This is a genomic window from Soehngenia saccharolytica DSM 12858 (assembly GCF_059568515.1).
Genome location: NZ_JCANTN010000019.1, coordinates 1 through 25000, shown reverse-complemented (window position 1 = coordinate 25000; position 25000 = coordinate 1). Strand labels below are relative to the sequence as shown.

At 37.6% G+C, this 25000-nt stretch carries 24 protein-coding genes and 1 riboswitch; all 24 genes read right to left on the bottom strand.

Annotation, left to right across the window (positions count from 1 at the left end):
- Window positions 1-136 precede the first annotated feature (136 nt).
- On the bottom strand, window positions 137-283 hold the full coding sequence (locus BO51_RS06485; protein ID WP_028306869.1) for a hypothetical protein: 147 nt from the start codon (window positions 281-283) through the stop codon (window positions 137-139).
- A gap of 153 nt (window positions 284-436) precedes the next feature.
- On the bottom strand, window positions 437-922 hold the full coding sequence (locus tag BO51_RS06480; protein ID WP_496485088.1) for a hypothetical protein: 486 nt from the start codon (window positions 920-922) through the stop codon (window positions 437-439).
- A gap of 295 nt (window positions 923-1217) precedes the next feature.
- Window positions 1218-1904, bottom strand: coding sequence for an ATP-binding protein (locus BO51_RS06475; RefSeq protein WP_416197193.1), 687 nt, complete (start codon window positions 1902-1904; stop codon window positions 1218-1220).
- Window positions 1897-3369, bottom strand: a complete 1473-nt coding sequence (istA, locus tag BO51_RS06470; protein ID WP_496485086.1) for an IS21 family transposase — start codon at window positions 3367-3369, stop codon at window positions 1897-1899. The genes BO51_RS06475 and istA overlap by 8 nt, the downstream gene beginning before the upstream one ends.
- A gap of 163 nt (window positions 3370-3532) precedes the next feature.
- Window positions 3533-4045, bottom strand: a complete 513-nt coding sequence (locus tag BO51_RS06465; protein ID WP_496485084.1) for a hypothetical protein — start codon at window positions 4043-4045, stop codon at window positions 3533-3535.
- On the bottom strand, window positions 4042-4632 hold the full coding sequence (locus tag BO51_RS06460; protein ID WP_496485082.1) for a hypothetical protein: 591 nt from the start codon (window positions 4630-4632) through the stop codon (window positions 4042-4044). Before BO51_RS06460 ends, BO51_RS06465 begins: the two co-directional genes overlap by 4 nt.
- 62 nt (window positions 4633-4694) lie before the next feature.
- Window positions 4695-7892, bottom strand: a complete 3198-nt coding sequence (locus BO51_RS06455) for a type I restriction endonuclease subunit R (RefSeq protein WP_496485080.1) — start codon at window positions 7890-7892, stop codon at window positions 4695-4697.
- Between the two features lie 29 nt (window positions 7893-7921).
- Complete coding sequence (locus BO51_RS06450; protein WP_496485078.1) at window positions 7922-9121, bottom strand: restriction endonuclease subunit S; 1200 nt, start codon at window positions 9119-9121, stop codon at window positions 7922-7924.
- Between the two features lie 116 nt (window positions 9122-9237).
- Window positions 9238-10740, bottom strand: a complete 1503-nt coding sequence (locus tag BO51_RS06445; RefSeq protein ID WP_496485076.1) for a type I restriction-modification system subunit M — start codon at window positions 10738-10740, stop codon at window positions 9238-9240.
- 15 nt (window positions 10741-10755) lie between these two features.
- A complete protein-coding gene (locus tag BO51_RS06440; protein ID WP_496485074.1) occupies window positions 10756-11172 on the bottom strand; it encodes a hypothetical protein in 417 nt (138 codons plus the stop codon).
- A 34-nt stretch (window positions 11173-11206) separates the two neighbouring features.
- Complete coding sequence (locus BO51_RS06435) at window positions 11207-12427, bottom strand: IS256 family transposase (RefSeq protein WP_496485072.1); 1221 nt, start codon at window positions 12425-12427, stop codon at window positions 11207-11209.
- A 70-nt stretch (window positions 12428-12497) separates the two neighbouring features.
- Window positions 12498-12641 (bottom strand): hypothetical protein, encoded by a 144-nt coding sequence (locus BO51_RS06430; RefSeq protein ID WP_496485070.1) that lies wholly within the window; start codon window positions 12639-12641, stop codon window positions 12498-12500.
- A gap of 16 nt (window positions 12642-12657) precedes the next feature.
- Entirely contained in the window at window positions 12658-14241 is a 1584-nt protein-coding gene (locus BO51_RS06425) for a restriction endonuclease subunit S (protein WP_496485067.1), read from the bottom strand.
- 520 nt (window positions 14242-14761) lie between these two features.
- A complete protein-coding gene (locus BO51_RS06420) occupies window positions 14762-15346 on the bottom strand; it encodes a hypothetical protein (RefSeq protein WP_097033533.1) in 585 nt (194 codons plus the stop codon).
- Between the two features lie 124 nt (window positions 15347-15470).
- Window positions 15471-18008 (bottom strand): cation-translocating P-type ATPase, encoded by a 2538-nt coding sequence (locus BO51_RS06415; RefSeq protein WP_097033532.1) that lies wholly within the window; start codon window positions 18006-18008, stop codon window positions 15471-15473.
- A gap of 114 nt (window positions 18009-18122) precedes the next feature.
- Window positions 18123-18216: riboswitch (NiCo riboswitch) on the bottom strand.
- Window positions 18217-18319: 103 nt separating this feature from the next.
- On the bottom strand, window positions 18320-18790 hold the full coding sequence (locus BO51_RS06410; protein ID WP_097033531.1) for an SEC-C metal-binding domain-containing protein: 471 nt from the start codon (window positions 18788-18790) through the stop codon (window positions 18320-18322).
- 108 nt (window positions 18791-18898) lie between these two features.
- Window positions 18899-19717, bottom strand: coding sequence for a hypothetical protein (locus BO51_RS06405; protein ID WP_047341614.1), 819 nt, complete (start codon window positions 19715-19717; stop codon window positions 18899-18901).
- 21 nt (window positions 19718-19738) lie between these two features.
- On the bottom strand, window positions 19739-20239 hold the full coding sequence (locus BO51_RS06400) for a hypothetical protein (RefSeq protein ID WP_097033530.1): 501 nt from the start codon (window positions 20237-20239) through the stop codon (window positions 19739-19741).
- A 41-nt stretch (window positions 20240-20280) separates the two neighbouring features.
- The gene (locus BO51_RS06395) at window positions 20281-20793 is read right to left on the bottom strand and encodes a hypothetical protein (protein ID WP_097033529.1); all 513 of its coding nucleotides are present in this window, start codon (window positions 20791-20793) and stop codon (window positions 20281-20283) included.
- Window positions 20794-20945: 152 nt separating this feature from the next.
- A complete protein-coding gene (locus BO51_RS06390) occupies window positions 20946-22517 on the bottom strand; it encodes a recombinase family protein (protein WP_496485063.1) in 1572 nt (523 codons plus the stop codon).
- A gap of 3 nt (window positions 22518-22520) precedes the next feature.
- Window positions 22521-22925: a hypothetical protein gene (locus tag BO51_RS06385; protein ID WP_496485061.1), complete on the bottom strand. Its 405-nt coding sequence runs from the start codon at window positions 22923-22925 to the stop codon at window positions 22521-22523.
- 47 nt (window positions 22926-22972) lie between these two features.
- The gene (locus BO51_RS06380) at window positions 22973-24493 is read right to left on the bottom strand and encodes a recombinase family protein (protein WP_496485059.1); all 1521 of its coding nucleotides are present in this window, start codon (window positions 24491-24493) and stop codon (window positions 22973-22975) included.
- Between the two features lie 62 nt (window positions 24494-24555).
- The gene (locus BO51_RS06375) at window positions 24556-24678 is read right to left on the bottom strand and encodes an SHOCT domain-containing protein (RefSeq protein WP_496485057.1); all 123 of its coding nucleotides are present in this window, start codon (window positions 24676-24678) and stop codon (window positions 24556-24558) included.
- 61 nt (window positions 24679-24739) lie between these two features.
- A partial coding sequence (locus tag BO51_RS06370; RefSeq protein ID WP_496485055.1) for an ATP-binding protein occupies window positions 24740-25000 on the bottom strand: 261 nt, incomplete at its 5' end.

The following is a 25000-nucleotide window of genomic DNA, read 5'->3' as shown; positions in this document are numbered from 1 at the left end:
GGAGTAGACTCTCCATCTGATTCCCCGATGTTTCAGCTTGCTGAAACGAGTTCACTTATTAGATTATCCCCAAGTATAAATAGAAAAGAACCGCCCATCAAGAAGTATTTCTCCTCAATCGGCGGTCAAGTTCATTTTAAATTAATACATCAATCTCTACTCCAGACTTAAACTCAACGGTCAGCTTATTATCAAATACCGTAACTTTTTCAATAAGCCGCCTTACCAGTTGCTCATCATATTCCTCCAGCTCATAGGACTGTTCATTCAAGAAGTCTGTCATTTCAGCTATTCGCTGCTTCTTCCTTCACGCTCTGCATTTTTAACCAGCGCATTTTGCTTCTGCTCCCGCAATCGGTAATCCAATTATGTCTCCTGTAGTTATTTATAATAGTATAAGTACTCTTCCCCTACTGGCGGCTATCTTAATACGAGCTTATAGGTTTACTTCTATTTCTAACCCTGACTTAAACTCTACCACTAGCCTGTCATTATATACAGTTGCCTTTTCAATTAGTTTTCTAACCAGTTTATCATCAAATTCCGTAATACCACCGGTTTGCATATTAAGGAAGTCCGTCATCTCAGCGATCCGATCCCGCTTATCTTGACGGAGAGCGTTTCTTGAAAGGGTTTCTTGCCTTAAATCTCGCAACCTATAAATTTCATTTACAATATTATTGTATTCTTCCTTTAAATTTGCCTTTTGGATCAACTCGGTTTGGAGTTCTTCCAGCCTTTTATCAATATCTTCTGTACTTTCATCCATTTCCTCGCTTAATACGGTTTCAATATTCTTCTTCAGTATGGCCAGAAAAGAGTTTTTTCCGCTTACCGCTACATTAATGGCTTCTATAATTTTCTCTTTAAGCGTATCTTCAAGTATAGTGGAAGCGGTACAAAATAAACCGGTGTTTTCCAATCTGCTGACGCATCTCCATACGATTGATTTCTTTCCTCGGTTATTCCAATGAACCCTGCGGAATATTTCATGACACCGTTTGAAACTGCGATTTTTCGCGCGTGACCCCCCGCCCGTTTCCGGGATGAAAAGCGGTAGAAATTTAGATCCCCCTACCCTATAAACTGCAGAAAATCTCAAAAGCTAAGCAGTTCTTTGAATTTCATGAGATTTTTTGCATCTATTTTAAGCCGTTTTTCGGCATTGTTTTCAAACGAGGTATTAATTTTTCAAGAACAAAGTGAGTGTATTCAATTTATCTGTCAGTCAAGCGAACAATCTGACAATTGACCGTTATCCTGTCCAATAAAGTCTGGCAAAGATGCTTATCCTCAGCTGCATCTATCCATGCCGACAGTTCACGATTGGTTATAAAAATAATGCTTCTGGTTTCATTAAGAAAGGTAACTGCCCGGTAGAAAACCTGCAGTTCTGCCCTGGTTGGTTCCACATAAAAGACATCATCAATAATAATTAAGTCACATTCCTGCATATAAGAAAAGATCGCTTCTGCTTTTGGATTTGTGGCTTTCTTTTCTGCCACTGCGATAAAATTATCAAAAGGCGCATAATAGGTTTTATATCCATTGCTAATTGCAGTTTCTCCAAGCTGCGCTGCAAGACCACTCTTACCCGTCCCGCATTTTCCCAGCAGGATTAAGTTTTGCTCTTCCTTAATCCATGTCAGGTTGGATAACTGTTTAATCTGCCATTTTAAGCCCTTGTTTGAGTTCGATGCGTCAAATGCTTTGTTTGGAAGCTTACTTGCCTTCCTCAGCTTGGTGTGTTTTTGTCTGGCCCTAATCTCCAATTCTTTTTCTAACACCATCTTAAGATAGTCAAGGTTTGATAGTTTCTCATCGTTCAAATCAATGTATCCCCTTGCGATATTCCAAAGATTAAGTTTTTGAGCTAATTCACGGATTTCTGTTATATCAGCCATCGATTTCCCTCCTTATTTCTTTACTCCTGGCCAAATGGTTAAAATACTGCTGATTCGGCAAAAACTTCTTAGCTATATGCTCTCCGTACTGATACATGAGATAAGCCAAAAGCTCATAGGCACTGCAGCGTTCAGTATCAATGCAGTATTCTATTCCATCAAGCAATTGTCCAATTGTATAAAACTTTGTCATCCGGTATAATCGAATGCAATGTGTATTAAAATATTTCGACTGTTGCTGCTCCATCCGGCGAATGAATTCCTGAGCTATTTCGTATTCTGCAAAATATTGTTTTATGATGGTTAAAGAAACCCTGTCTCTGCTGTAATTTTCTTCTGGTTTGAACAACTGCCCGGTATCTTCTGTGACTGGATATTTAGCCAATAAATCATTTGTTTCAGCATCATAGAACAAAAGCATTTCACCATCATCTTCAATTCGAATGCGTTTATGAGCATCCATCATACCTGTATTAATCTGATAACGGTTGCCTTTATAACTTACCACTCCATCCTTATCAAAAGAGGCAACAGTGCTTGATACTTCGGAATAAGGTTTGACATGGAGCAGGTATTTTTGCTCTTCCATGAACATTTCGCGCGGCACTTTTCTGGTCACAGTATGTATTCGCCCGTTGCCTTCCCTATCTAACCATGCAAGGGCAGCACTGTTAAGGCTATCAATTCCGGTGTATATCCTGCCCTCAAGAAAACTTTGCTTTATGTATCCAATCACCTCTTCAACCTTGCCTTTACTTTGAGGATCTCTTGGTCTACATAGCGAAACACTGTAACCTATACGCCTAACAAATTCTTCAAATGTGGGTACGAATATGATATTCCCCAGATTTTCACTGACTACATAGACACGGTCAAGGTCATAAAGAATAGTCTGTGTACTTCCTCCAAAATATTGGAATGCATAGTTATGAGCTTTAATGGCTGTTTTGGTTGTAAAGGGATCCGGTGAAAAATAAACAAATTTCATTCTGCTATAACTCAGAACCATGCAAAAGAAATATATTCGTACAATTCGCCCGTACATATCCTTAAGTTTGTATTGACCAAAATCCGCCTGCGCTTCATATCCCGGTGGAGAAATTTCACGGGGTGAGGTTTTACGTTTACTGGCATGCGGATACCCGTGCTGTTCTCTTAAGGCTTTCATATAGCGGTAGAATGTAGCTCGTTTAACTTGTAAATCAGGGAAGGCCTCCACCAATTTGAGATAGATGTTTGTATCCCTCATTTGTGGACAAATTTTCAAATGTTCCAGTATGTACTGACGGTAGTTATCCATGTGGTACCTTTCCTTTTCAGCTTCCCTTACATAATCTTCTTCGCTCATATTCCAGTATTTGCTGACAGAAGAATAGGTTATCCCCAGTGCTTTTGCGGTTTTTGTCTGAGCAAGTCCAAGTGCTTTGTACTCCAGGATTTTTCGGTATTGCTCGATTCCAATCATTTTTGATTTCCTCCTTTGGTTTTTGTGTTATTAAAGTCATAATACCTATATTAGTACAAGCATAGGCATCACCTCCTTGTTAGGAGTCTATAAACCAGACTTAATTATATAAACAAAAAACACCCATCGGGTGTTCTTGTAAAAAATCTAAAAAATGATAATTTTATTTTTCATTTTGCAATCTTGATATCCATCGTGCAAAGGGTTCTCTATGTCGTTCATACCACTGGCTCGTAGCTAAAAACTTCATCCCGTTGAACTCAAAAATTTCTTTCCAGTACCGACCATAAATTCCATCCTTAATTTGAGCTGAAATATCTTCATTGTCTTTATACTTTTTAAGAAGCGGGTAATCTATTCCCAATACTTCTTTCGACCATTGCTTTGACTGCATTTCACTTATTTCTTTATCAGTAAAACGATATTGATGGTTTGATAGCTCCCTAAGGGTTTGACGAACATATTTTCCAATTCTCGTTTCGTCATGGTTTTCTCTTTGGTCTGGATTGTATTCATCATTTGCTTTATCACTTTTATGTAAAGGGGTGTAATCTGCTCGTAGATATACGTAATAATCGGTTAATTTTATATCGAATTTCCGTAGAAGTTTTCTGATAAGATTTCTTATACTGTTGGCACTTAAGTTAGTCCAAACATATATGTCTATGTTCTTCATTTTTTCATTTTTTCATTTTTTCTATCGACATATTTTCTGCTAAAGTAAGAAACCTTTCTTCCTTTCATAACGGGATCATCAATAAACTCACTAAACTTAGTGGCATCTATCTCTGCCAACAAATCACATGTTTGCAGCAGCAAATCCTTCCAATCTTTAGCTGTATATCGATTATTATTAAATGAAAAAGCGACCACCTTTTTATGGGTAAAATCTTCATAAAGGGTATGAGGAATGGAAGAATCAACGATATAATCCGAATAATTTGGTATAGTTTTCTGTTCATCTATTTCGTCGAGTTCTTCATCAATTTCGTCATCATCGGCCTCTGCATCTATGTTGAGCAAAGATGTATACTCATTGATTGTCTCCTGAATTGTTGACACTGTTTTAGAAAACTCCCATAATTCCATTCCTTTGTCAAATTCCTTATTCTTATGGAATTCTGCAATTGACTTATTTGTGCTGCTCATCAGTCCATCCAGAGCAAGGTTTAGCAAATCCAACGCATCAGAAATTTCAGTTGCATCCTTTGGAAAATACCGTTTAATAATTTCTATTATTCGGATTATATCGTCCTGTGACATTTTACACCATCCCCTCTTAATTATAATTTTAACTTATATTCACCATAAAACTATAATTATTACTATATGTCAAAACTATCCTCCGCTACTTTTGGCAGATCTTCTTTTTCAAGCTGGTACTGATACCTAACCCCGGAACTCTCGTTTTGACACATAAGCTTGGCCTGTTCCATTACTATTTCTACAGCCTTTGGTGTTTTATCCGGAGGATAACCATAGCGCTTAAGCAGCCTCTTTATAATCATTTTCATCTTGGCTTGCACACTGGCACGTATAGACCAGTCAATGCTTAAGTTCTTACGTATTGCTTCAGTCAAGTCCCTGGCTATTTGTTTAAGAATATCATCACCCATTACCTCTTTTGCAGACTCATTTTCAGCGAGGGCATCATAAAATGCCAGCTCATCTTCAGTAAGGCCTGTGTTTTCTCCACGTTTATGGGCCTCATTAATTTCCTTTGCAAGCTGTATAAGCTCCAGAATAACTTGAGTGGTTTCTATTGTACGATTCTGGTACTTTCTGATGGCATTCTCCAATAGTTCTGAAAACTTTCTGGACTGAACGAGGTTCCGTTTTGAGAATGTCTTAATTTTGCCCTTAAGTAATCTGTTAAGAAGTTCGACAGCAAGGTTACGCTGTTTCATGTTACGCACTTCTTCCAGGAACTCATCTGAGAGTATGGCAATATTCGGCTTGTTTAACCCAACGGCATCCAAGACATCAATAACCTCATTGCTGGATATTGATTTGGAAACAAGTTGGTTAAGTTGTGCTTCAATTTCCGCAGCAGTTTTTTTTCTGGAATTTTCGGGTATAAGCTTGATGATACCGGATTTAACCGCTTTATGGAAACCTACCTCAAGGTTCAATTTCTCGGCAATATCAGTAGTAGCACAAAGGGAGTAAGCTCTTGACAGCTCACTGACCAGTTTAAGATAATCGTTTTTGCGTTCCTCGCGCAATCCAATGATGTAGTCGATTGTTTCAACAATGGCAGACATTCTTTCGGAAGCAGAGCCGGTAAAGAACTTCTGATAATCATGACCATGAAGTAATTCCTTAATCAGTTCATACTTTTCAAGAAGGACTGCCGCTGCCACTTCAGTGTCAACACCGGTCTTTTCCCTGTCGCTTTCGGTATAATCATTAAGTGCATTCTTAAGATTTTCAGCAATACCGATATAGTCAACAATTAATCCTCCCTGCTTCTCCCTGAATACACGGTTAACGCGGGCGATGGCCTGCATAAGGTTATGTCCTTGCATGGGCTTGTCAATATACATAGTGTGCATGCTGGGCACATCAAAGCCGGTCAGCCACATATCACGCACAATAACCAGCTTCAGTTCATCCTTGTTGTCCTTCATTCGTTTGGCAATGCGCTCCCTTGTAGCTTTTGTACCAATGAAAGGCTGCCATTCCTTTGGATCGGAGGAACTGCCTGTCATGACTACCTTGATAACACCTTTGTCAATGTCGTCTGAGTGCCATTCGGGACGCAGTTCAACAATGGCTTTATATAAGTCAATTGCAATCCGGCGTGACATAACCACTATCATACCCTTGCCCACTTCTGTTTCCTGAGCGGCAAGACGCTTTTCAAAGTGCTCCACAATGTCTTTGGCAATGGCTTTAACCCGTTGCTCGGCGCCAACGATGGCTTCAAGTCTTGACCATTTGCTCTTGAGCTTCTCCTTCTGTGTATATTCCTGATATTCAGTTATTTCTTCATATTCATCATCAATAACAGGCTTGAGCTCATCTGGCAATTCCAGTTTTGCAATCCGGCTTTCATAGAATATGCGTACCGTTGTTCCATCCTCTACTGCCCTGGTCATATCGTAAATATCGATATAATCGCCAAATACCGCTCTGGTATCCTTGTCAGCAAGAGATATGGGTGTACCGGTAAATCCAATGTAAGACGCATTTGGAAGGGCATCACGCATATATTTTGCATAACCGTATTTAACATCAGCTTCTGTATCATCCTTAACAATTTCCGCCCTGAACCCGTATTGGCTTCGATGCGCTTCATCAGCGATAACAATTACATTTTCCCGGTCTGTTAAAACCGGTACGCTGTCTCCTTTTTCTTCAGGAGCAAACTTGTGTATGGTTGTAAAGATAATACCTCCCGATTCCCTTGTCAGGAGTTTGCGAAGATCCGCCCTGTCCTGAGCCTGAACCGGTTCCTGACGTAATAAATCTTTTGATTTTGCAAAGGTGGAAAACAGTTGATCGTCAAGGTCGTTACGGTCGGTAATCACTACGATTGTAGGGTTGTTAAGTTCTTTTGACAAAACAAGCTTGCCAACATAGAAGACCATAGAAAGACTTTTACCGCTTCCCTGAGTATGCCAAACAACACCGATTTTACGATCCCCTTCAGTGATGGCAGCTCTTATAGTGCTTTCGACCGCCTTGTTAACTGCATGATATTGATGATAGCCGGCAAGAATTTTATATGTGTCCTTTCCGTCAGTCTGGAACAGTATAAAGCTCTTAATGATATCAAGCAGGCGTTCCTTTTCAAACATGCCTTTGATCAGGACTTCAAGCTGTGGGCGGCTTAATGGTGCTATTTCGTCCCCATCAATTGTACGCCACATCATGAACCTGTCTTCATCAGCAGTGATTGTGCCTGCTCTTGCATTAACTCCATCGGATATAACTGCAAAAGCATTATAAGTAAATAGGGATGGAATGGTGCTTATATAATTCTGGATTTGATTATATGCATCAGATATTTCCACATCTTCATTCGCCAGGTTTTTAAGCTCGATAACTACAAGGGGAATACCGTTGACAAATACCACCACATCAGGACGCTTTTCAACTCTGTTTTCAATCACAGTGAACTGGTTAACAGCCAGAAAATCATTATTTTTAACTTCATTAAAGTCAAAAACCCTGACCTGCTTGCTGACTATCCTGCCATCATTAGCTCTAAAAGTAGCATTCACTCCATCGGTAACCATCTTCTGAAAAAGACGATTATTATCTATCAGGGCAGGATTGAGAGGCACAAGGATTTGATGCATAGCATCATCAAGAGCTTCCTGGGGTAAATCAGGATTTATCCGCTTTAAGGCATCCTTAAGGCGTTCTTCCAGAATAATATCTGAATAATCGGAACGTTCAGGATAATCCCCACCAGGCGAAATATCAGGTGCAAAAGCGGTTTCATAACCAAGTTCTTCAAACCATTCCAATGCAGCCTGTTCTAATTCATCCTCATATATATTATGGCTAGGCATAAGGTTTCCCCCTTTCTATCACAATCAGTTCATACAACCTCTTCCACTGGTACTCTTATTTCACCGCTAATTAGTTTGGGTAAAAGAGTGTCTCGTAATGATATCAATATTTTAATTTCATCAGCATTGGAACGAAAACAAGCGAAAATATCTTTGACTACATCATTATATTGCTTCACTACATCTTCTGGAGGAATCATAATTTTTAATCCAGTTAAATTATTTTGGTTAATTTTTAACTGAACAGCACCTGTAACTATACTTGCTACATTCGTATTTTTAAGAAGTATATATAAGTATTCATCTGAAAATACACCTTTACCTTTCAGAACATGCGCATGGTTATTAACCCAAAATTTACCCCAGACATATTGCAGTATCGGGTATCCTTTTTCATCCATCACTGTGCCGTCCTCACCAAGTAAAACATAGACACCATCAAAAATATAGTTATCAACATAGTCCATCAATGTAGCAGCTCCATAGTATGGATATTTCTTTTCCATAACACTTCTTTGCCGATTAGAAAGGGGAACTCTTTTTGAATCAAAAATATCTATAATATCTCCTAAAACTCCAACTCTCCACCCCTTTGGTATAAGCCCAAGTTCGCTTTCCTCAAACTCTCCGTTCTTAAACGGTTCAAAATCCACAAACCAGGACTTGAAGATTGCCTGAGCCATTTCTTCAAGGGTTTTGTTGATTTGGTTGTTAAGCTCGATCATATCGTCAAGGACCGATAGTGTGGCAGCAATGACTTTTTGTTCAGAGAGGGTAGGAAGATTTATTCGAAAATTTGATATTACACCTACATTTAAATTTTGCTGAGCAGCTCCACTAGCTAATCCGATTAATTCTTCCCTACGATATAATAAGCTATAAAAAAGAAATCTATAATCTGCTTTCGTAGAATCTACAACCATATTACAACACGCCTGGTTTGTTGCACATTCCGATTTCATTATGCCAAGTTTACCTACAGTTGCTCCATACATTGCCATAGAAATAGTATTTTTCGGATAAATTTTTGCAGATGAATTCTTTAAAGCAGCATCAGTTATGTGCTCATCTGTGTCGTATATATTACAGTCTTTAAGCTCTTGTGTTTTTATCCATTTATGAACACCATTTAAATAGTATTCAGGTACCTTTCGTGATGGAGTTCCTCCGCTAGAAATATTGATACATATATCTTTTATTGAAAATTCACTCCAACTCTCAATACTCACACTGATCACCCTTGTCATTATATTAATCCATATTGATATATAATTTTTACTCATTACTAAAGATTTCCTCACCAGTTGTTGCAAAATTTGCAACAACTGATTTTTTTGTATTATCGCTAAAAGTCATAGCCGATTGCCCCCAGTCTTTTGCGGATTTCGTCTTCCAAAGACTTGCGCTTTGCAAACATTTCGGCAAGTTCACCGGTAAGCCTGGTCATTTTTTCATCAAAAGGCTCCCCGTCATCAGCTTTATCTTCAATGCCTACATACCTGCCGGGAGTGAGAATATATTCATGGGAGCGCACGTCATCCAGGGTAGCCGATTTGCAAAATCCCTTAATATCCTCGTATCCTTCACCTTTTTTCCACTTATGATAAGTATCGGCAATATACTTTATCTCGGTTTCATAGTCAAGTTCCCTGTGCTTGCGGTCAATCATCGTTCCCATCTTGCGGGCATCAATAAAAAGAATTTCGTTGCTGCGATCCCGGCCATCGGATTTTTTGTTCCTTGTCAGGAACCACAGGCAAGCAGGGATTGTGACATTATAGAAAAGATTTGGTGGCAGAGTGATTATACAGTCCACCAACTTGTCTTCAATAATGTTTTTTCTTATTTCAGCCTCACTTGTTGTATTGGTGGACATTGCACCGTTGGCCATAACAAAGCCTGCTACCCCGTTCGGTGAAAGCTTGGAAATAATATGCTGTATCCAGGCGTAGTTGGCGTTCCCTGCCGGTGGCAGGCCATACTTCCAGCGTACATCATCAACAAGCCTGTTAGCTCCCCAGTCTTTGATGTTAAAAGGTGGATTTGCAAGTATATAATCCGCCTTCAGCGTCTTATGAAGATCATTGGAAAAAGTATCTGCATCCCTTTCTCCGAGATTTCCGTCAATTCCTCGAATAGCAAGGTTCATCTTGCATAGACGCCATGTGGTAGCGGTATACTCCTGCCCAAATATATGGATATCATCCTTTCTTCCGCTATGCTCTTCAACAAATCTCTGGCTCTGCACAAACATACCACCGGACCCGCAACAGGGGTCATACACCCTGCCTTTATATGGTTCTATCATTTCAACAAGCAATTTTACAATTGAGGGCGGAGTATAGAATTCACCTTCCGAAGAGCCAAACTTCCCAAGGAAGTATTCATAAACCCTACCGAGAACATCCTGTGCCCTTGCTTCTTTATCGCCAACTTTGAAAGAAAACAAGTCTATAAGCTCACCGAGCTTGGTTTTGTCTATCTCCGGGCGGGCATAGTTTTTAGGAAGCACTCCTTTAAGAGAGGCGTTCTCCTTCTCAATCGCTATCATGGCTTCATCAATAATTTGTCCAATTGTTGGCTGTTTTGCATTTGCTTTTATATAATCCCAACGGGCCTCTTTCGGTACGTAAAAAACATTTACCTCAGTATAAGCATCTATATCTTCCTCAAAGCCTTCTCCTTCTGCAACCAGTTCATTATATCTCTCTTCAAAAGCATCAGAGATGTATTTAAGAAAAATGAGTCCCAGTACCACATGCTTATATTCCGATGCTTCAATGTTGCCGCGCAACTTATCTGCCATTTCCCATAGATTATTTTCAAACCCTAAGTTCACAGTAGACATATTTGATCCTCCGTTTTATATCGAAATTGTATTTATCCTGTTTCTTGGTATTATTAAGGGATCTCCTGTTGTCATAGTACCATAAGCTCTGAAGCTTTTACTTCCTGTAAGTTTAACAGTTATAGTTTGGTTACTATTGGAATCTGTGTTGATACAACTTACTACCTGTTGCTTATCTAATAGACATACTTCGCTGTCATTTAATTTATCATCATTGCCACATACTAGTGCGATCATAAAGTTACCATCTTTATACGAGTTTAATTCATTAAGATTCTTTTGTGTAAAATTAAAAATCCATGTGTTCCCTTCTTTTTTTCTCGGTTCTGGTCGGGATCGATATTTTATGTATAATGTCAACTCATTATTGTTTTGCGATAGTATTTTATAAACTGCCTTGCTGTCGTTTGAACTTGGATAACGTCTTGTCAAGTGGTGTAAATTGATCTCTACTTTATACCACTTTTTATTTATGCAGCAAGGCCACCGGTGCGAGAGTATACTCACCCGTATCCGTTATTTTAGCCATAGATTCGAGACTAAGGTAACGACGCCCTACTTGGTACTCATCATTCTGTTCCATAAGCATTGCCCCTACAAGGCGTATTACAGCCTCTCTGTTGGGGAATATGCATACTACATCAGTCCTGCGTCTGATTTCTCTATTCAACCTCTCCAAGGGATTTGTAGAACAAATCTTAGACCAATGTTCATGAGGAAATGCCATGTATGCAAGTACATCATCTTCAGCATCTTCAAGTATGGCCATAGCCTTCGGAAAGCGGTCCTTCAGCTCATCTACTACATGTCTTAGTTGTAGTTTCGCTGACTTTTGATCATTCTGGGCAAAGATTGTCCTTACGATTGATGAAACCATACCCTGACATTTCTTCGGAACCTGACTTAATACATTACGAATAAAATGCACTCTGCATCTCTGCCATGTTGTGCCTGTCAATATTTCTTTAATTGCCATTTTGAGGCCTTCATGAGAGTCACTTATCACGAGTTTAACTCCTTTTAATCCACGGGAAGCAAGGCCTCTTAAAAACTCTTTCCAGAACTCTCCGTCTTCACTCATTCCAACATCAAAACCTAATATTTCTCTTTCACCTGACTTATTTACCCCAACGGCTATTACAAGCGCCATGCTGCATACCCTGCCGCCTTCCCTGACTTTGGGAAATGTAGCATCAAGCCAGAGATAGGGATACTCACCTTCTAATTTTCTGTTTCTGAATTCCTCAACAAAATCATCAAGTTGTTTGCTGATTCTTGATACTTGACTTTTATCTATGCCTTTCATTCCAAGTGCTTCAACAAGGTCATCCACCTTACGGGTACTTACTCCATGAATATATGCTTCCTGCACCACGTTAAGCAGAGCCTTTTCAGACATTTTTCTTGGCTCTAAAAGGCTTGGGAAGTAACTGCCCTGTCTTAACTTTGGTATCTTAAGTTCCAGTGTGCCGAGCCTTGTATTCCAATCTCTATCCCTGTATCCATTACGGTATGTATTCCGTTCTCCACTCCTTTCATACTTCTCTGCTCCTACAATGGATGAAACCTCTGAATCCATAAGAGAATTAACCACTACTGTAACTGCCTCACGTAAAAAATCTTTATCTTTATCAGCCAAATACTTGCGAAGTTCCTCTAAAAGTGCCATTCTATCATTAGTAGCCACGTTATGATCCTCCTCTACTTTTATTGGTTTTCGAGACCTAATTAAAGTAGAAATCATATCGTGGCTATTGTCAAGTTTGTGCCACGAATTTTACACCACTACTTAAGACTATACCTGAACTTGTTTCTACCAATGTAAGCTGTAATGGAATGTCTTTTCTTAACAGCCTTGTTATAACTCCACCATGCATGAATTCGAATTCTTTAATTGCCATAGCTTATACTCCTTTCTTATAATAATTTTTCATATATTTTTTGCTTTTCAGCGGTGAAACGCTCTTCCGCTCTACTAACAGTCTCCCTATACAGTGAACTTTCCTTTTCATAATGGGTTACTAACTCTTTTTGCTCTTCCATACTAAGTAGCGGTATTTCCATTTCAGCGATGTCCATATGATTTATATTTACAATGGTTGTCCCCCGTTGAAAGCTTTTTATGAGTGCTATTCCTACTGGACTTTCAAAGAATATCCTAAGATAATCACTTAAAATTCTATGATTTGGTCTTATAACAATAACATTAGCTGATGCTATAACGATATTCTTTTGCTTACGGAATACACCTGTTTTAATTGCCGTCCCCCTGCAAGACAGGACAATATCTCCGTCCATTAGTTCATAGCGTTTGATTTTTCGCTCTTCTTCGTCAATACTGTCCATATCGGAATAATCAATGCCGGTATGGGTAATGTTTGAAATATTCAGTACCTTAATATTCCCAGGCTTCACATCTTTTTTTAAGATTGATTTCCCCCTAAAGACCTCAGCAACTTCATGCAGTTTAACCCTTTCATGTGTTGATGACTTATACTTTTTGATATTCTCGTCATCATCTTCAAGTATGAGTTCAATACGCCAATCTTCATGATTGGAGAAGTCTTTGTTCCCCACCACTTTCACTTTATCGATATATAGGCCGTTATCATAACCTAAATAACCTACGTTCACACTTTCTTTTTTCACAACACCTATTCTGAGTATATAGGTCTTTATACTGGTATATGGCCTGAAAGTACCTTCAGGAAGACTGTAAATGCCCTCCAATTGATAATTGGTCATAATATGCTCGCGCAGCTTGGCTTCTGAACCGCTTGAAAATGTTATCTTTGCTGGTAGCACAGTCACGAGTGTACCATTTTTCGATAAGTGCCTAAGTAAATTTTGTGTTGCTATAATATCTGGTCTTGAAGACTTGAATTTGTTGTTTAAAGATTCAATTTTTCCACCAAAATCAGGCATGGAATAAATAAAGTCAAAACGTGTTTCAATAAGAAGTTCCTGGTATATAGATTGATTAAGTATGCTGACATTCTTGTATTCTTCAAATCCTAGCTTAAGCAACATAAACATTAGTGCATTTGAGGTGGTAAATGTTATGTTGCTTGACTTATGTTTATCCACAAAGTTTTTAAGACCTGAAAGGCTTTTCTCTGCTTCGGTAATAAGAATCGTCCGAGCATTTACTTCCTCTGCCATGCTACAAATATATTTCGTTAAATAAGCCGGAGAAAATATCTGTCCAAAACGGTCATTTTGATAAAGTTTAAGAGTGAACTCAATAAGATCTACATTATGAGCAACTTTATAAACAGTAGAGAAAAAATCCCTGTCTCCCGGAAAGTATCCCAGTATTGTATTTTCTGTAGACTGCTTCATTAATTCAAAAAGCTGCTCTTCATCCTGATTGGATTTTTTCTGAGATTTTATTGCATTTGCTGTAAGTTTAACACGCAGTATTTCATTTAAGATTTGCTCTCTGGAGGTTATACCGCGAATGGTAAACAGATTAATAAAGTAATCTATTGCTGTATTCACGTTTTTCCTCCTTTCTATCAAGATGTGAGAATCTTCCACTAATAGTAGTGTATCAATTTAATTTTAGTATGTCAATACTAAATTTTTATATTGATAATTTGAAGCTTTAAAAACATATAAAACATGCTAGACAAGAGAAAAAATATTTATATACTTTACATCCATCCTGTCTCCTCAACCCCTATCAAAAATGCCCGTTATCTAATCTGTTAACTCAACCCTACCAATTTTTGAGTTCAAATTTTACCCCAAAATACCCCGTTGATATGTTTCCATGTACGTATTTTAGCCCTTTAGGTCGAGTAGGCAAACTGGATGTAAATTCGGAAACCCGCTTAAATAAACACTTACAGCCTTGACATCAATACTACGCACTCAACGTGGCTCGAGAGGATAGAACGAATGTCATTTGAGTATGTCCGTTCTCGGAAACATATCCACTGCATTTTTGGCACTATCGGTAGACGGGAACATGTCAACCAGCTATAGTCTGCTAGTTAGATAGAATTTCAATAATTTTTTACAAATCAAACAAATCATAAACAGGTGGTTCGAGTCTATCCCAGTAGTCTCCTTCAGCTTCAAACAAAGTTGCTATTCCAAACTCTATTGCACCGAATTCATTACGTTTGTATTCTTCCCAATTATCCCATGCTTCAGGGTTTACAACAATATTTTCACTAATCATGGGTAACAAATTATTGATATATATTTTCTTCTTTTCTTCTGGCAAACTCAAGAGTTGCTGTTTATACTTTGCAAATAAAGCATCATTTTCCTTGAGCCAAGATATAATGCAATATGTTTTCTCGCCTTCTGGAAACACCATAACAAAAATATGCTTTGCTGAAACATTAGGATTTAGCAAGTTTTGTATTTTGTTCCCTTCCAAATCATGTGTCATAGCTTCAAAACCAGTACCCGCAAATCTAACTGGTTGATCAAACTCCCACACAACACTAGAAAGCACATCATAGTTACCAGTCAATAAAGCAGTATCAAAGATTTTTTTAACATTCTGAAAATCATCAATTGCCATATGCATTCCACGATATGGATTATCTTCATCTGGTATATCTGCTAATGACGGTTTTATTTTAAACATGTACCTTTCTATGTTAACAACTTCTTGCTTTGAAATGAGTCATAAAGCAACTTCACTTTCTTTATTGAGAGCGAAGTTGCTTTTGTTTAATTTAGGTTTTTGAGGAAAACCAAACTAAAATATACTAACTGTTTTTATTTAAGTTCATATTGTTGAAAATTTTTACAATTTCATACCAAAGAACTGATACAGCTGCAATACCTACGGCTATAAAGAACTGTGATAATGATAATGGTGCAAGATTTAGAATTCTGTTAAGAGGAGTGTAAAGCATTAACAAAAGACCTGCAACAGTACCAATAATAACAGCCCACATAACTTTATCTTTAATTAGATATTTCATCGTCTTAAATGCATTATCATAATTTGAACTGTTTACTTGAACTAAAAATAAATTTGCAATCATTATAATACTAAGTCCCATTGTTCTCGCCAATTGTGGATTTTCAGGTTGTTGTTTAATAAGCATATAATATGTTCCAAAAGAAGCTATGAATATAGCCAGCCCCTGTAGAATACTTTTTGTCAATACTCCAGCTGTAAGAATTTTTTCATTAGGATCCCTTGGTTTTCGATCCATTATGTTACTTTCAGCAGGCTGACGTTCTAAAACAATAGAACAAGTTGGGTCAATAATAAGCTCTAAAAGCACAACATGCACAGGAAGCAATAAAAGACTTGCAGGACTAATATTTAAAAGAGGTGCAAACAGTGATGCAAATGCAATAGGAATATGAATAGTAAATACATAACCTATAGCTTTTTTGATGTTATCATAAATTCTTCTTCCATCTTCAATTGTATGAACAATTGTTGAAAAGTTATCATCCATCAAAATTAAATCAGCAGCTTCTCTTGCAACCTCAGAGCCACGCTTGCCCATTGCAATTCCTATATCTGCATATTTAAGAGCTGGAGCATCATTCACACCATCACCTGTCATGGCAACAACTTCACCATTTTCCTTAAATGCTTTAACTATGCGCATTTTATGTTCCGGCAAAACTCTTGAAAATATATTTGCATCATGGACACGTTCCATAAGTTCAGAATCTGTCATATTGTTCAGTTCATCACCAGTAATAATATTATCGCTGTTTTTCATTCCAATTTGTTTTGCAATGGAACTTGCCGTGATTCCATTATCACCAGTAATCATTACTACACGAACCCCTGCTTTATTACACATCTTGATATCTTCTTTCACAGATTCTCTTGGAGGATCAGCAAGACCAATTAAACCTAAAAATGTTAACTTGCAATCAGTAATATTATCAGGAATGTCAGATTCACTCTTTGGATTCATTGTACCAACAGCTATTACTCTTAAACCTTCCCTTGACATTTCATTTATTTTATTTTCAATTTGCTTTCTTTGTTCGTCTGATAATTTGCATATAGTCAATATACTTTCAGGCGAACCTTTTGCTGCAATAACAATTTCTCCATCATGTCGCCAAACATGCCCCATCATTTTAAGTTCATTTGTAAATGCATATTCGGATATCAGTTCACCACCAAATAAATGGTCTTTTGAAATTCCAATGCTTTCACAATGTAAAAGCATTGCCTTCTCCATTGGGTCATATGCATCTGTTTCACAGCCAAGCCCCATAATTTCACATAAGTTATAATTATCATCATCAATTGCCCAAGTATCCTGAACAGCCATTTTGTTCATTGTAATCGTACCTGTTTTATCTACACAAAGAACTGATACAGCACCTAATGTTTCAACAGAAGAAAGCTTGTGAACAAGAGACTGTTTTTTAGCAAGACGCCATGCACCCATAGATAAGAACACTGTCAATATAACAGGAAATTCTTCAGGTATCATAGCCATTGCTAAAGTTATTCCTGATAAAATACTTTCAATAATTCTATCTGTAAATTTATGATCCGGAATATTGAAATAAGTTATTACTGTAACAAGAATAAATAAAATACCTGCTATTATTGCACATGTCTTAACAATGCTGTTTGTTTGCTTTTCTAAAGGCGTTGGACTGTCTGGAGCAGATGCTACATTAATACCTATTTTACCATACTCTGTATTAGAGCCTATTTTATCTACAAGAATTGTAGCACTTCCTTGCGTAACGAGAGTACCTGCATAGCAGTAATCCTTGCGCCAATAATCTGTATTATTTTTATCGGCATTATCAACAGTCACTTTCCAAACACCTACAGATTCACCTGTAAGAGATGATTCGTCAACACAAAGATCACTTGCCTTGATAACCTCACCATCAGCAGGAATTTTAACGCCTTCGTTGATTATCATTAAATCAGTTGGGACTAAGTCTTCACTTAAAATTGTCTGCTCTTTTCCATCTCGAATAACTATTACATGTGGAGCTGATAAATCTTTAAGTGCATTTAATGTTTTGTCTGTCTTCCATTCCTGAATTATTTCTATACTGATGATACCAATTACAAAGATTAGCATAATCACACCATCTCGTGGTTCACCTAATATAAAATAGATGATTGATGCAACAATTAACAATAAAAACATCGGCTCTAAAACAATGTGAATAACCTTGCTAATAAAACTTTGTTTTTTTACAGTTGCCAGTTCGTTTTTACCAAACTGTTCCTGCAACTTTTTGGCTTGCTCACTTGTCAAGCCTTCTAAATTTTGATTTTTTTGTTCTGTCATAATAAGTTACCTCCAGTTTTTGCTTTTTAAGCATTATTAAGATAGCTCTATGGCATTGCAAATTCTAATTATATGTTTCAAATAAGTATAAAAAAACACACCTATGAAACATTTTACTGTCCCACAGATGTGAAATAATTCAATCTGCTGCTGTTTCCAGCCCGGCCCCACGAACAATATTGTTCATCGCCTGCTCAGTTTGTACCGTAGATTTATATGCAGTGCAAAGAGATTTTTATATTATAATATATGAAAATTATTTTGTCAAGTGCAATTCAATTTCCATTTTATATTAAAGTCATATTGTTGCCTTATTTAAGAATTATCTTTTTATGATATTCAATGGCAAAACATCTATATGTATAAAGGAAAATATGCTGTATGCTTTTGTCAAACATTCCATCCTCGATAGGTTGAAATACCGTCTTATCGTGATATCCACAAAATCCTGTAAAAACAGTTGCTTCTTTTCTACCGTACACAGTCATTGGCGCAAATGGATTGTCCGATTTTGGACAAGGCATATACACTATACCATTAGAAGATAAACGCTTGATTATTTTATTGTTTTGGATTGAATGTGCCCCGATTATTTTTTCAGAGCATTCGTCTGATTTAGGATGTAGACATCTTTTAATTCTCGATTCTTTTCGCACTTTTTTATAGGTTTCTAGAAGATTAAGTGGATTAGAATAGTAAACATCATCAGCTTTTCCAAGACAACATTTTTTATATTTTTTGCCGCTACCACATGGACAAGGATCATTTCTTCCTATTCTCATTATTTTTCACCTTCATTCGCAAATAGTACTAAACAAACCGTCGTGTCTTTCAACAGATTCTGAACTCCAGTTATCCTAGTGTCTATAATAACATCTGTACTCAAAAATCTATATTTCCTCACAACTGGTTATTTGCTCAGGCGGAATATCTATTTCGTCTTTTATATATAAGAACACTTCAGAAATCAAATTATTATTAGCTCGATCAATCGCACGGCTTACCATCCACCGTTTTATATGTACAATTTCCTCATCTGTCAGTTCTTCTTGAGTATCATTTAAGTCAAAATTGAACCGATGGATTTGATCTATCGTTGCGTAAAAATTCACTTTATAGCCTTTACTACGTTTAGCCCATTCTTCCTCCATCTTTTTCAAATCCGGAAAAGCAGCGGAAAGTTTCATCAAAAATTCTGGTCTTTCATGAATATTTGTTCCATAGGAAAAAATATCATCATTCATCATAAATCCATTAACGCAATAGTCGTAATAAACTCGATGTGCAATCGGCTTGAGATATTTCTCCGGAGACATTGAATAATCATTATTCCTATACCAATCATAATCCACATTGTACTCTTTACCTTTATAGAACAATAAACGTCTTTCCACATCAAAAAATACGCCATTGGATTTTAGCATTCTGCTTAATAGAGTATCCCCAGATAAAACCTTTTGGAGATTCTTTAAGCCTTGACTATGAATTTCTCCGCATTCATCTAAAGACCCTATAACATGAAATCCCCATATTCTAATAGTATCCATATTGATGTTATTTACCTTTGCTGCATTGCGATCCCAAAATTTTTCAAACTCATTATTACTATTGATAATAAGCTCTTCAATATATTCTTCTCCAGACATATTAAAGAAAGTAAGTAAAAAATCATACGCTCTATCAGGTGTTCTCAAGTCAAAATCATACATTTAACTACCTACCTTCTATAATCATAGCTTTGGTTTTGGCAACTTAATATTAGTGTTACCACCAAGAATGCTTGCGCCTATACCAACAACTGTAAAGACTGCCAATGTGCCTAACGAAATCATTCTCCAGTTAAATCCTTTGTTTTCTGTATCCTTACTTTCGGCCATTTTTGCAATTTCCATCATTTTTTCGATGTAATATTTTTTCTCCTCGAAAGGCAAGTCACCCTTCGCCAAACAAGTCTTTAAGGCATCAATGACTTCATTGTATATGTCATAGCACTGCTTGCTACTCGCTGAATTTCCATCCAGTGTTTTTTCCATGACACTTCTATAATCTTTCAGCACTTCCAAAGCCATTTTTGCAAACTCTGGGAATTGCTCTAACGCTTTCTTTGCAACTTCTGGCTCCATATTCTGCAGCATGGATGCAAAAGTCATAATTTTATCTTTTGTAATATACCGAAAATCCGGAATATTCAATTGTTGTAAAACTTCTCGTTCTGTTAATTGATTACTCATTATGTAATCCCCCTATCTTATTAAAGCATAAATTTGCTCCCTTAATCACAAAAACTCGATTTGTATTTCATTAGCGTATCTTCAACCTCATGCCAGATAGTTACCGTTTCACCGTCATCCTCAAATACTTTACCGTGACTTTTAGGTCCATCCAACTTCATCTGTGAGTAATTATTCTTAAAAGTTGGCACGTACAGTTCCGGGTTGTTTTCTTCACTGCATAAGCGTTCCATCATATCTATGGTAGCACGACCTGTGGCGGCAACCGCCTTAAAATAAGCACGGATGATCTTGTGGTTATATTGATTCGACTTTATAGCCCATACTGGGATTCGTTGATTTGCTTTTCCGTAAAAATCCCTGTTTGTATCTTCATTCTGTCTTGCTATTGTTTTTGGGTTATAGGCTTGTGATGCTTTTTCAAAGGTTTTTGCAATATACCAACGCATACAGCTTTCCACTGCAACATCTTGTATTTCATTTGTTAAATTCAATGCGATGCAGAATTTCTCATACACATCTGCATCCACTGTAAAGGTCACGCTCTTATTCACCGTCTACACCTCCACTATTTACTCTATTACAAATTATACCACTAATTTGTAAATACTAATAAACTAATTTGTATTGACTCATTGAAAGAACTATGAAAAACACCCTGCATTTCAGCAAGGTGTTAGATTCTAATAACATTTTGTTTTTCATTTCAATTTTCAACGTCTATACTAATGCCAGACTTGAATTCTACTTCAATTCTATTATCGTGTACTGTGACCTTTTCTATAAGCCTCCTTACTAACTGCTCATCATATTCCTCTAACTCACAGGATTGTTCATTAAAGAAATCAGTCATTTCAGCGATTCGTTGTCTTTTTCCTTCACGCTCTGCATTTTCAACAAGTGCATTTTGCTTCAATTCTCGAAGGCGGTAGATTTCATCAGCCACATCTTCATAGTCATTCTTGGATTTTGCTTGGATAAGAAGCTGTTGTTGTAATTCTTCCAATTTGCTATCAATATCATTGGTGGCATTATCATTTTCTTCATTAAGTATAGTAGCTATGTTTTTCTGCAACGCCTGGAGGAAGGGTTCTTTGTTAGCCAAAAGTTCGTTAATAGCCTTGACCACTGCTGTCTGCAATGTTTCCTCGTTTATGGTAGGGGCCGTACATTCAGATCCTTTTTCCTCTAAACGGCTGATGCATCTCCAAACAATAGACTTGTAACCTCGGTTATTCCAGTGTACTCGTCGGTAAATATCACCGCATTGCCCGCAGTAAACAATACTCGATAAGGCATATTTACTACTATAGACTCGCTTTTTACCGCCCTTACCGCCTCGGAGATTCGCTCTTCGAACCATCTCTTCTTGAACCTGCATAAAAAGGTCACGGGGAATGATAGGTTCATGGCTGTTCTCCACATAATACTGGGGAACAATGCCGTTATTCTTGACTCGCTTTTTTGAAAGGAAATCTACCGTATAGGTCTTTTGCAAGAGGGCATCTCCGATGTACTTTTCATTCTGTAATATCTTCTTTAGTGTTTCTGGTCTCCATTTTGCTTTGCCTGCCGCTGTAAGAATGCCATCTGCCTCTAATCCTCTTGCTATTTGCAAAAGGCTCGCCCCCTCAAGGTATTCTCTGTAAATTCTTTTTACAATTTCTGCGCCCTCTGGGTCAATCACCAGGTGCTTGTTTTCATCCTTGGTATATCCCAAGAAACGATTGTGGTTCACTTGAATTTCACCTTGCTGATATCGATACTGGATGCCCAACTTGACATTCTGGCTTAAGGACTGGCTCTCCTGTTGAGCAAGGGATGCCATGATGGTCAGCATGATTTCACCCTTGGAATCCATTGTGTTGATATTCTCTTTCTCGAAGAATACAGCGATGTTCTTATCCTTTAGCTGGCGGATATATTTAAGGCAGTCCAAAGTGTTCCTGGCAAATCGGCTGATGGACTTTGTAATAATCATATCAATATTTCCTGCCATACACTCTTCAATCATACGATTAAATTCTTCACGCTTTTTAGTATTGGTACCCGTAATACCATCATCTGCAAAGATACCTGCAAACTCCCATTCCGAATTCTTTTTAATAAAATCAGTGTAATGAGCAATCTGCACCTCATAACTTGAAGCCTGCTCATCACTATCCGTTGAAACACGACAATAAGCAGCCACCCGTATTTTGGGTTTGCTTTCATTGCTTTTATTGTTTCCGACTCGCTTAATTGCCGGAATCACTGTTACATTTTTACTTACCGCCACATGTTACACCTCACTTTCTATCAGACTGTAAGCATATTCTGCCTGCTTGTATGGGTTATTGTATTTCTGCTCTATGGGTTTAACTTTGAACTTTACTTTATAATCCACCCCTGGCTCATCCTTTGGCTTCCATACCCTTCCGAGCATCTCAGCTCGTCTTTGTTTTTCAACTCTGGCTTTTTCGAAGGTTTCCTCATCAATAATCTGAGGGTAGAATTCATCGCCAAGGTAGTGCTTGTCTTGTAACATTCTTCCTGCAGTGGCATGATAGCAGTCTATCCCAGCTTTTTTAGCAGCATCCTTCAAGGAAAGTCCTGCCAAGTATCCTGAAAATAATTCTTTTACCTGCTCTGCTGCTATATCATCTACAGCAGCCTTACCGTTTTCAATTCTATATCCATAGGGCATGTGACCCATCTAATTCACCAACCTTTCCTTCAATGTGATTCCACACTTTAATTCAAATCCAATTTCCTCCCTTGAAAAGACAATAATCTTCTCCACGTAATTTTCAAACAGCTCATCCTCATAGGCTGTGAGCATTTGGTCTTAGTAGCAAACTTGAGCAGACGATCAACTTCCTCCATTTTTGCAAAATTGCCGTTTACAGAGTGAGTAAGTTGATCCTTTTCAGCAAGAAGACTTTCTCTTTCTGCTTCCAATGAATTCTTTTCTTTATTAACCAGAGCAGGTTTCAGATATCCTTTGGCCATTAAACCCGTCAGCATCTGGCTCTGCTCCATGTTGTTTTCAATCTTAGTTTCCAACTCTTCAATTCTACGAAAACTCGCTACATTATTCTGGTTACGTAATCCATTCAAAAGTGGTCTTAATATGAACTTCTGACCGTAAATGAGTTTATTCATCATCGTAACAAAAGCAGTCTTTATATCTTCATCTCGAATGAACTGCATAGAACATTCCGTTATATTGCCTATATGCTTACTACAGCACCAAGCAACATATTTTCTTCCAGATGAATGAATTCGTCTTTTAAAGGTACTGCCACATTCCGAGCAAATAATTTTGCCAGAAAAGGAATATCGGTTTTGATATTTACTGTTGCGCTTTTCGATGCCTTTTTCCTTTGCTCTCTGATTGAGAACGACATCTACAGCTTCAAAATCTTCATGGCTAATAATTGCCTCATGATGGTTTTCTACTAAGTACATATTTTTCTCACCGTAATTGGTGTGCCTGTTAAAATGGCTGTCAGTATAGGTCTTTTGCAAAAGTACATCACCAGTATATTTTTCATTAGTCAAAATTCCTCGAATGGTAGTAGCCGTCCAACGGCCACCTCTTTTTGAAGGGATACCCTTTTGATTAAGATCATTTGCAACTTTCTGTGTACCTTTACCCGATAACACTTCTGCAAAAATATACTTTACAATTTCAGCCTGCTTAGGAATTACTATCATTTGACCATCCATGTTTTGATAGCCATAGGGTGGATAGGAAATTTTAAAGGTTCCGTTTTGAAATCGTCTTTGAATGGCCCACTTCGTATTTTCTGAAATGGAAATCGATTCGCTTTCTGCAAGTCCGCTTAAAATAGAGAGCATCAACTCGCTTTCCATTGTCCCCGTATTGATGTTTTCTTTCTCAAAATAAATATGAACCCCAAGGCCGATCAGTTTGCGAAACATCTCCAAGCAGTCTGTAGTATTTCTCGCAAATCGGCTGATAGACTTGGTAATGATGAACTCTATCTTGCCGTCCTCACAATCAGCAATCATAGAAAGAAGTCCGGCACGGACATCCTTTTTTGTACCCGTGATTCCTTCGTCATAGTAAAGACCCACATACTCCCATTCGTCATTGGAACGGATGTAATTTTCATAATGGGCCTTTTGTGCCTCAAGGCTGATAAGCTGCTCATCACTGGCTGTGGATACACGGCAGTAGGCTGCAACCTTCAGCTTTTTCTTTTGAATCAGGGTTTCGTTTACCCCGATTTTCGTTATCTTTTTCATCAACTCACCTCGCTTTTTGGGTAGTGACATATTCCCGTACTATCGCAGAAATATCAAGTTATTTAGCCCATAATCTCTGACAAAAACGGGGAGAAAGTTTTGCGATTTACAGCCGATATTTTGTGGAATTCATCCACAGAAATCATGCCGAACATGAACATGGTTTCGAGCATTTTCTGTGCCATGTGTAAATGTCAATCCCAAAATGCATGTTTTTTAGAATCTCAAAATGTATGATTGTTAGAATTAATTATTGGTACTTTTTTTAGTTTCTACCAGGTCAATTTTATCCTTCAGCCTATAAGATGGACCTGTAATCTTAATAATACTTGAATGATGAATTAGCCTATCTAAGATAGCATTTGCCAGTGTTATGTCTGAAAATACTTCTCCCCATTTACTAAATGGTTGATTAGTAGTAATTATTGTAGAATTTTTTTCATACCTTTTGTTAATTAATTGAAATAATAAATTAGCTCCCTGCTTGTCAATTGGTAAATAGCCTAT

Bases quoted from the DNA above. Each gene is read 5' to 3' on its own strand.
- BO51_RS06445 (WP_496485076.1), bottom strand. From the start codon at position 10,740: ATGTCTACTGTGAACTTAGGGTTTGAAAATAATCTATGGGAAATGGCA.
- BO51_RS06485 (WP_028306869.1), bottom strand. From the start codon at position 283: ATGACAGACTTCTTGAATGAACAGTCCTATGAGCTGGAGGAATATGAT.
- BO51_RS06430 (WP_496485070.1), bottom strand. From the start codon at position 12,641: ATGGCAATTAAAGAATTCGAATTCATGCATGGTGGAGTTATAACAAGG.
- BO51_RS06465 (WP_496485084.1), bottom strand. From the start codon at position 4,045: ATGAAGAACATAGACATATATGTTTGGACTAACTTAAGTGCCAACAGT.
- BO51_RS06420 (WP_097033533.1), bottom strand. From the start codon at position 15,346: ATGTTTAAAATAAAACCGTCATTAGCAGATATACCAGATGAAGATAAT.
- istA (WP_496485086.1), bottom strand. From the start codon at position 3,369: ATGATTGGAATCGAGCAATACCGAAAAATCCTGGAGTACAAAGCACTT.
- BO51_RS06475 (WP_416197193.1), bottom strand. From the start codon at position 1,904: ATGGCTGATATAACAGAAATCCGTGAATTAGCTCAAAAACTTAATCTT.
- BO51_RS06410 (WP_097033531.1), bottom strand. From the start codon at position 18,790: ATGAGAATAGGAAGAAATGATCCTTGTCCATGTGGTAGCGGCAAAAAA.
- BO51_RS06375 (WP_496485057.1), bottom strand. From the start codon at position 24,678: ATGGCACAGAAAATGCTCGAAACCATGTTCATGTTCGGCATGATTTCT.
- BO51_RS06415 (WP_097033532.1), bottom strand. From the start codon at position 18,008: ATGACAGAACAAAAAAATCAAAATTTAGAAGGCTTGACAAGTGAGCAA.
- BO51_RS06455 (WP_496485080.1), bottom strand. From the start codon at position 7,892: ATGCCTAGCCATAATATATATGAGGATGAATTAGAACAGGCTGCATTG.
- BO51_RS06405 (WP_047341614.1), bottom strand. From the start codon at position 19,717: ATGTATGATTTTGACTTGAGAACACCTGATAGAGCGTATGATTTTTTA.
- BO51_RS06460 (WP_496485082.1), bottom strand. From the start codon at position 4,632: ATGTCACAGGACGATATAATCCGAATAATAGAAATTATTAAACGGTAT.
- BO51_RS06385 (WP_496485061.1), bottom strand. From the start codon at position 22,925: ATGCCCTATGGATATAGAATTGAAAACGGTAAGGCTGCTGTAGATGAT.
- BO51_RS06380 (WP_496485059.1), bottom strand. From the start codon at position 24,493: ATGAAAAAGATAACGAAAATCGGGGTAAACGAAACCCTGATTCAAAAG.
- BO51_RS06400 (WP_097033530.1), bottom strand. From the start codon at position 20,239: ATGAGTAATCAATTAACAGAACGAGAAGTTTTACAACAATTGAATATT.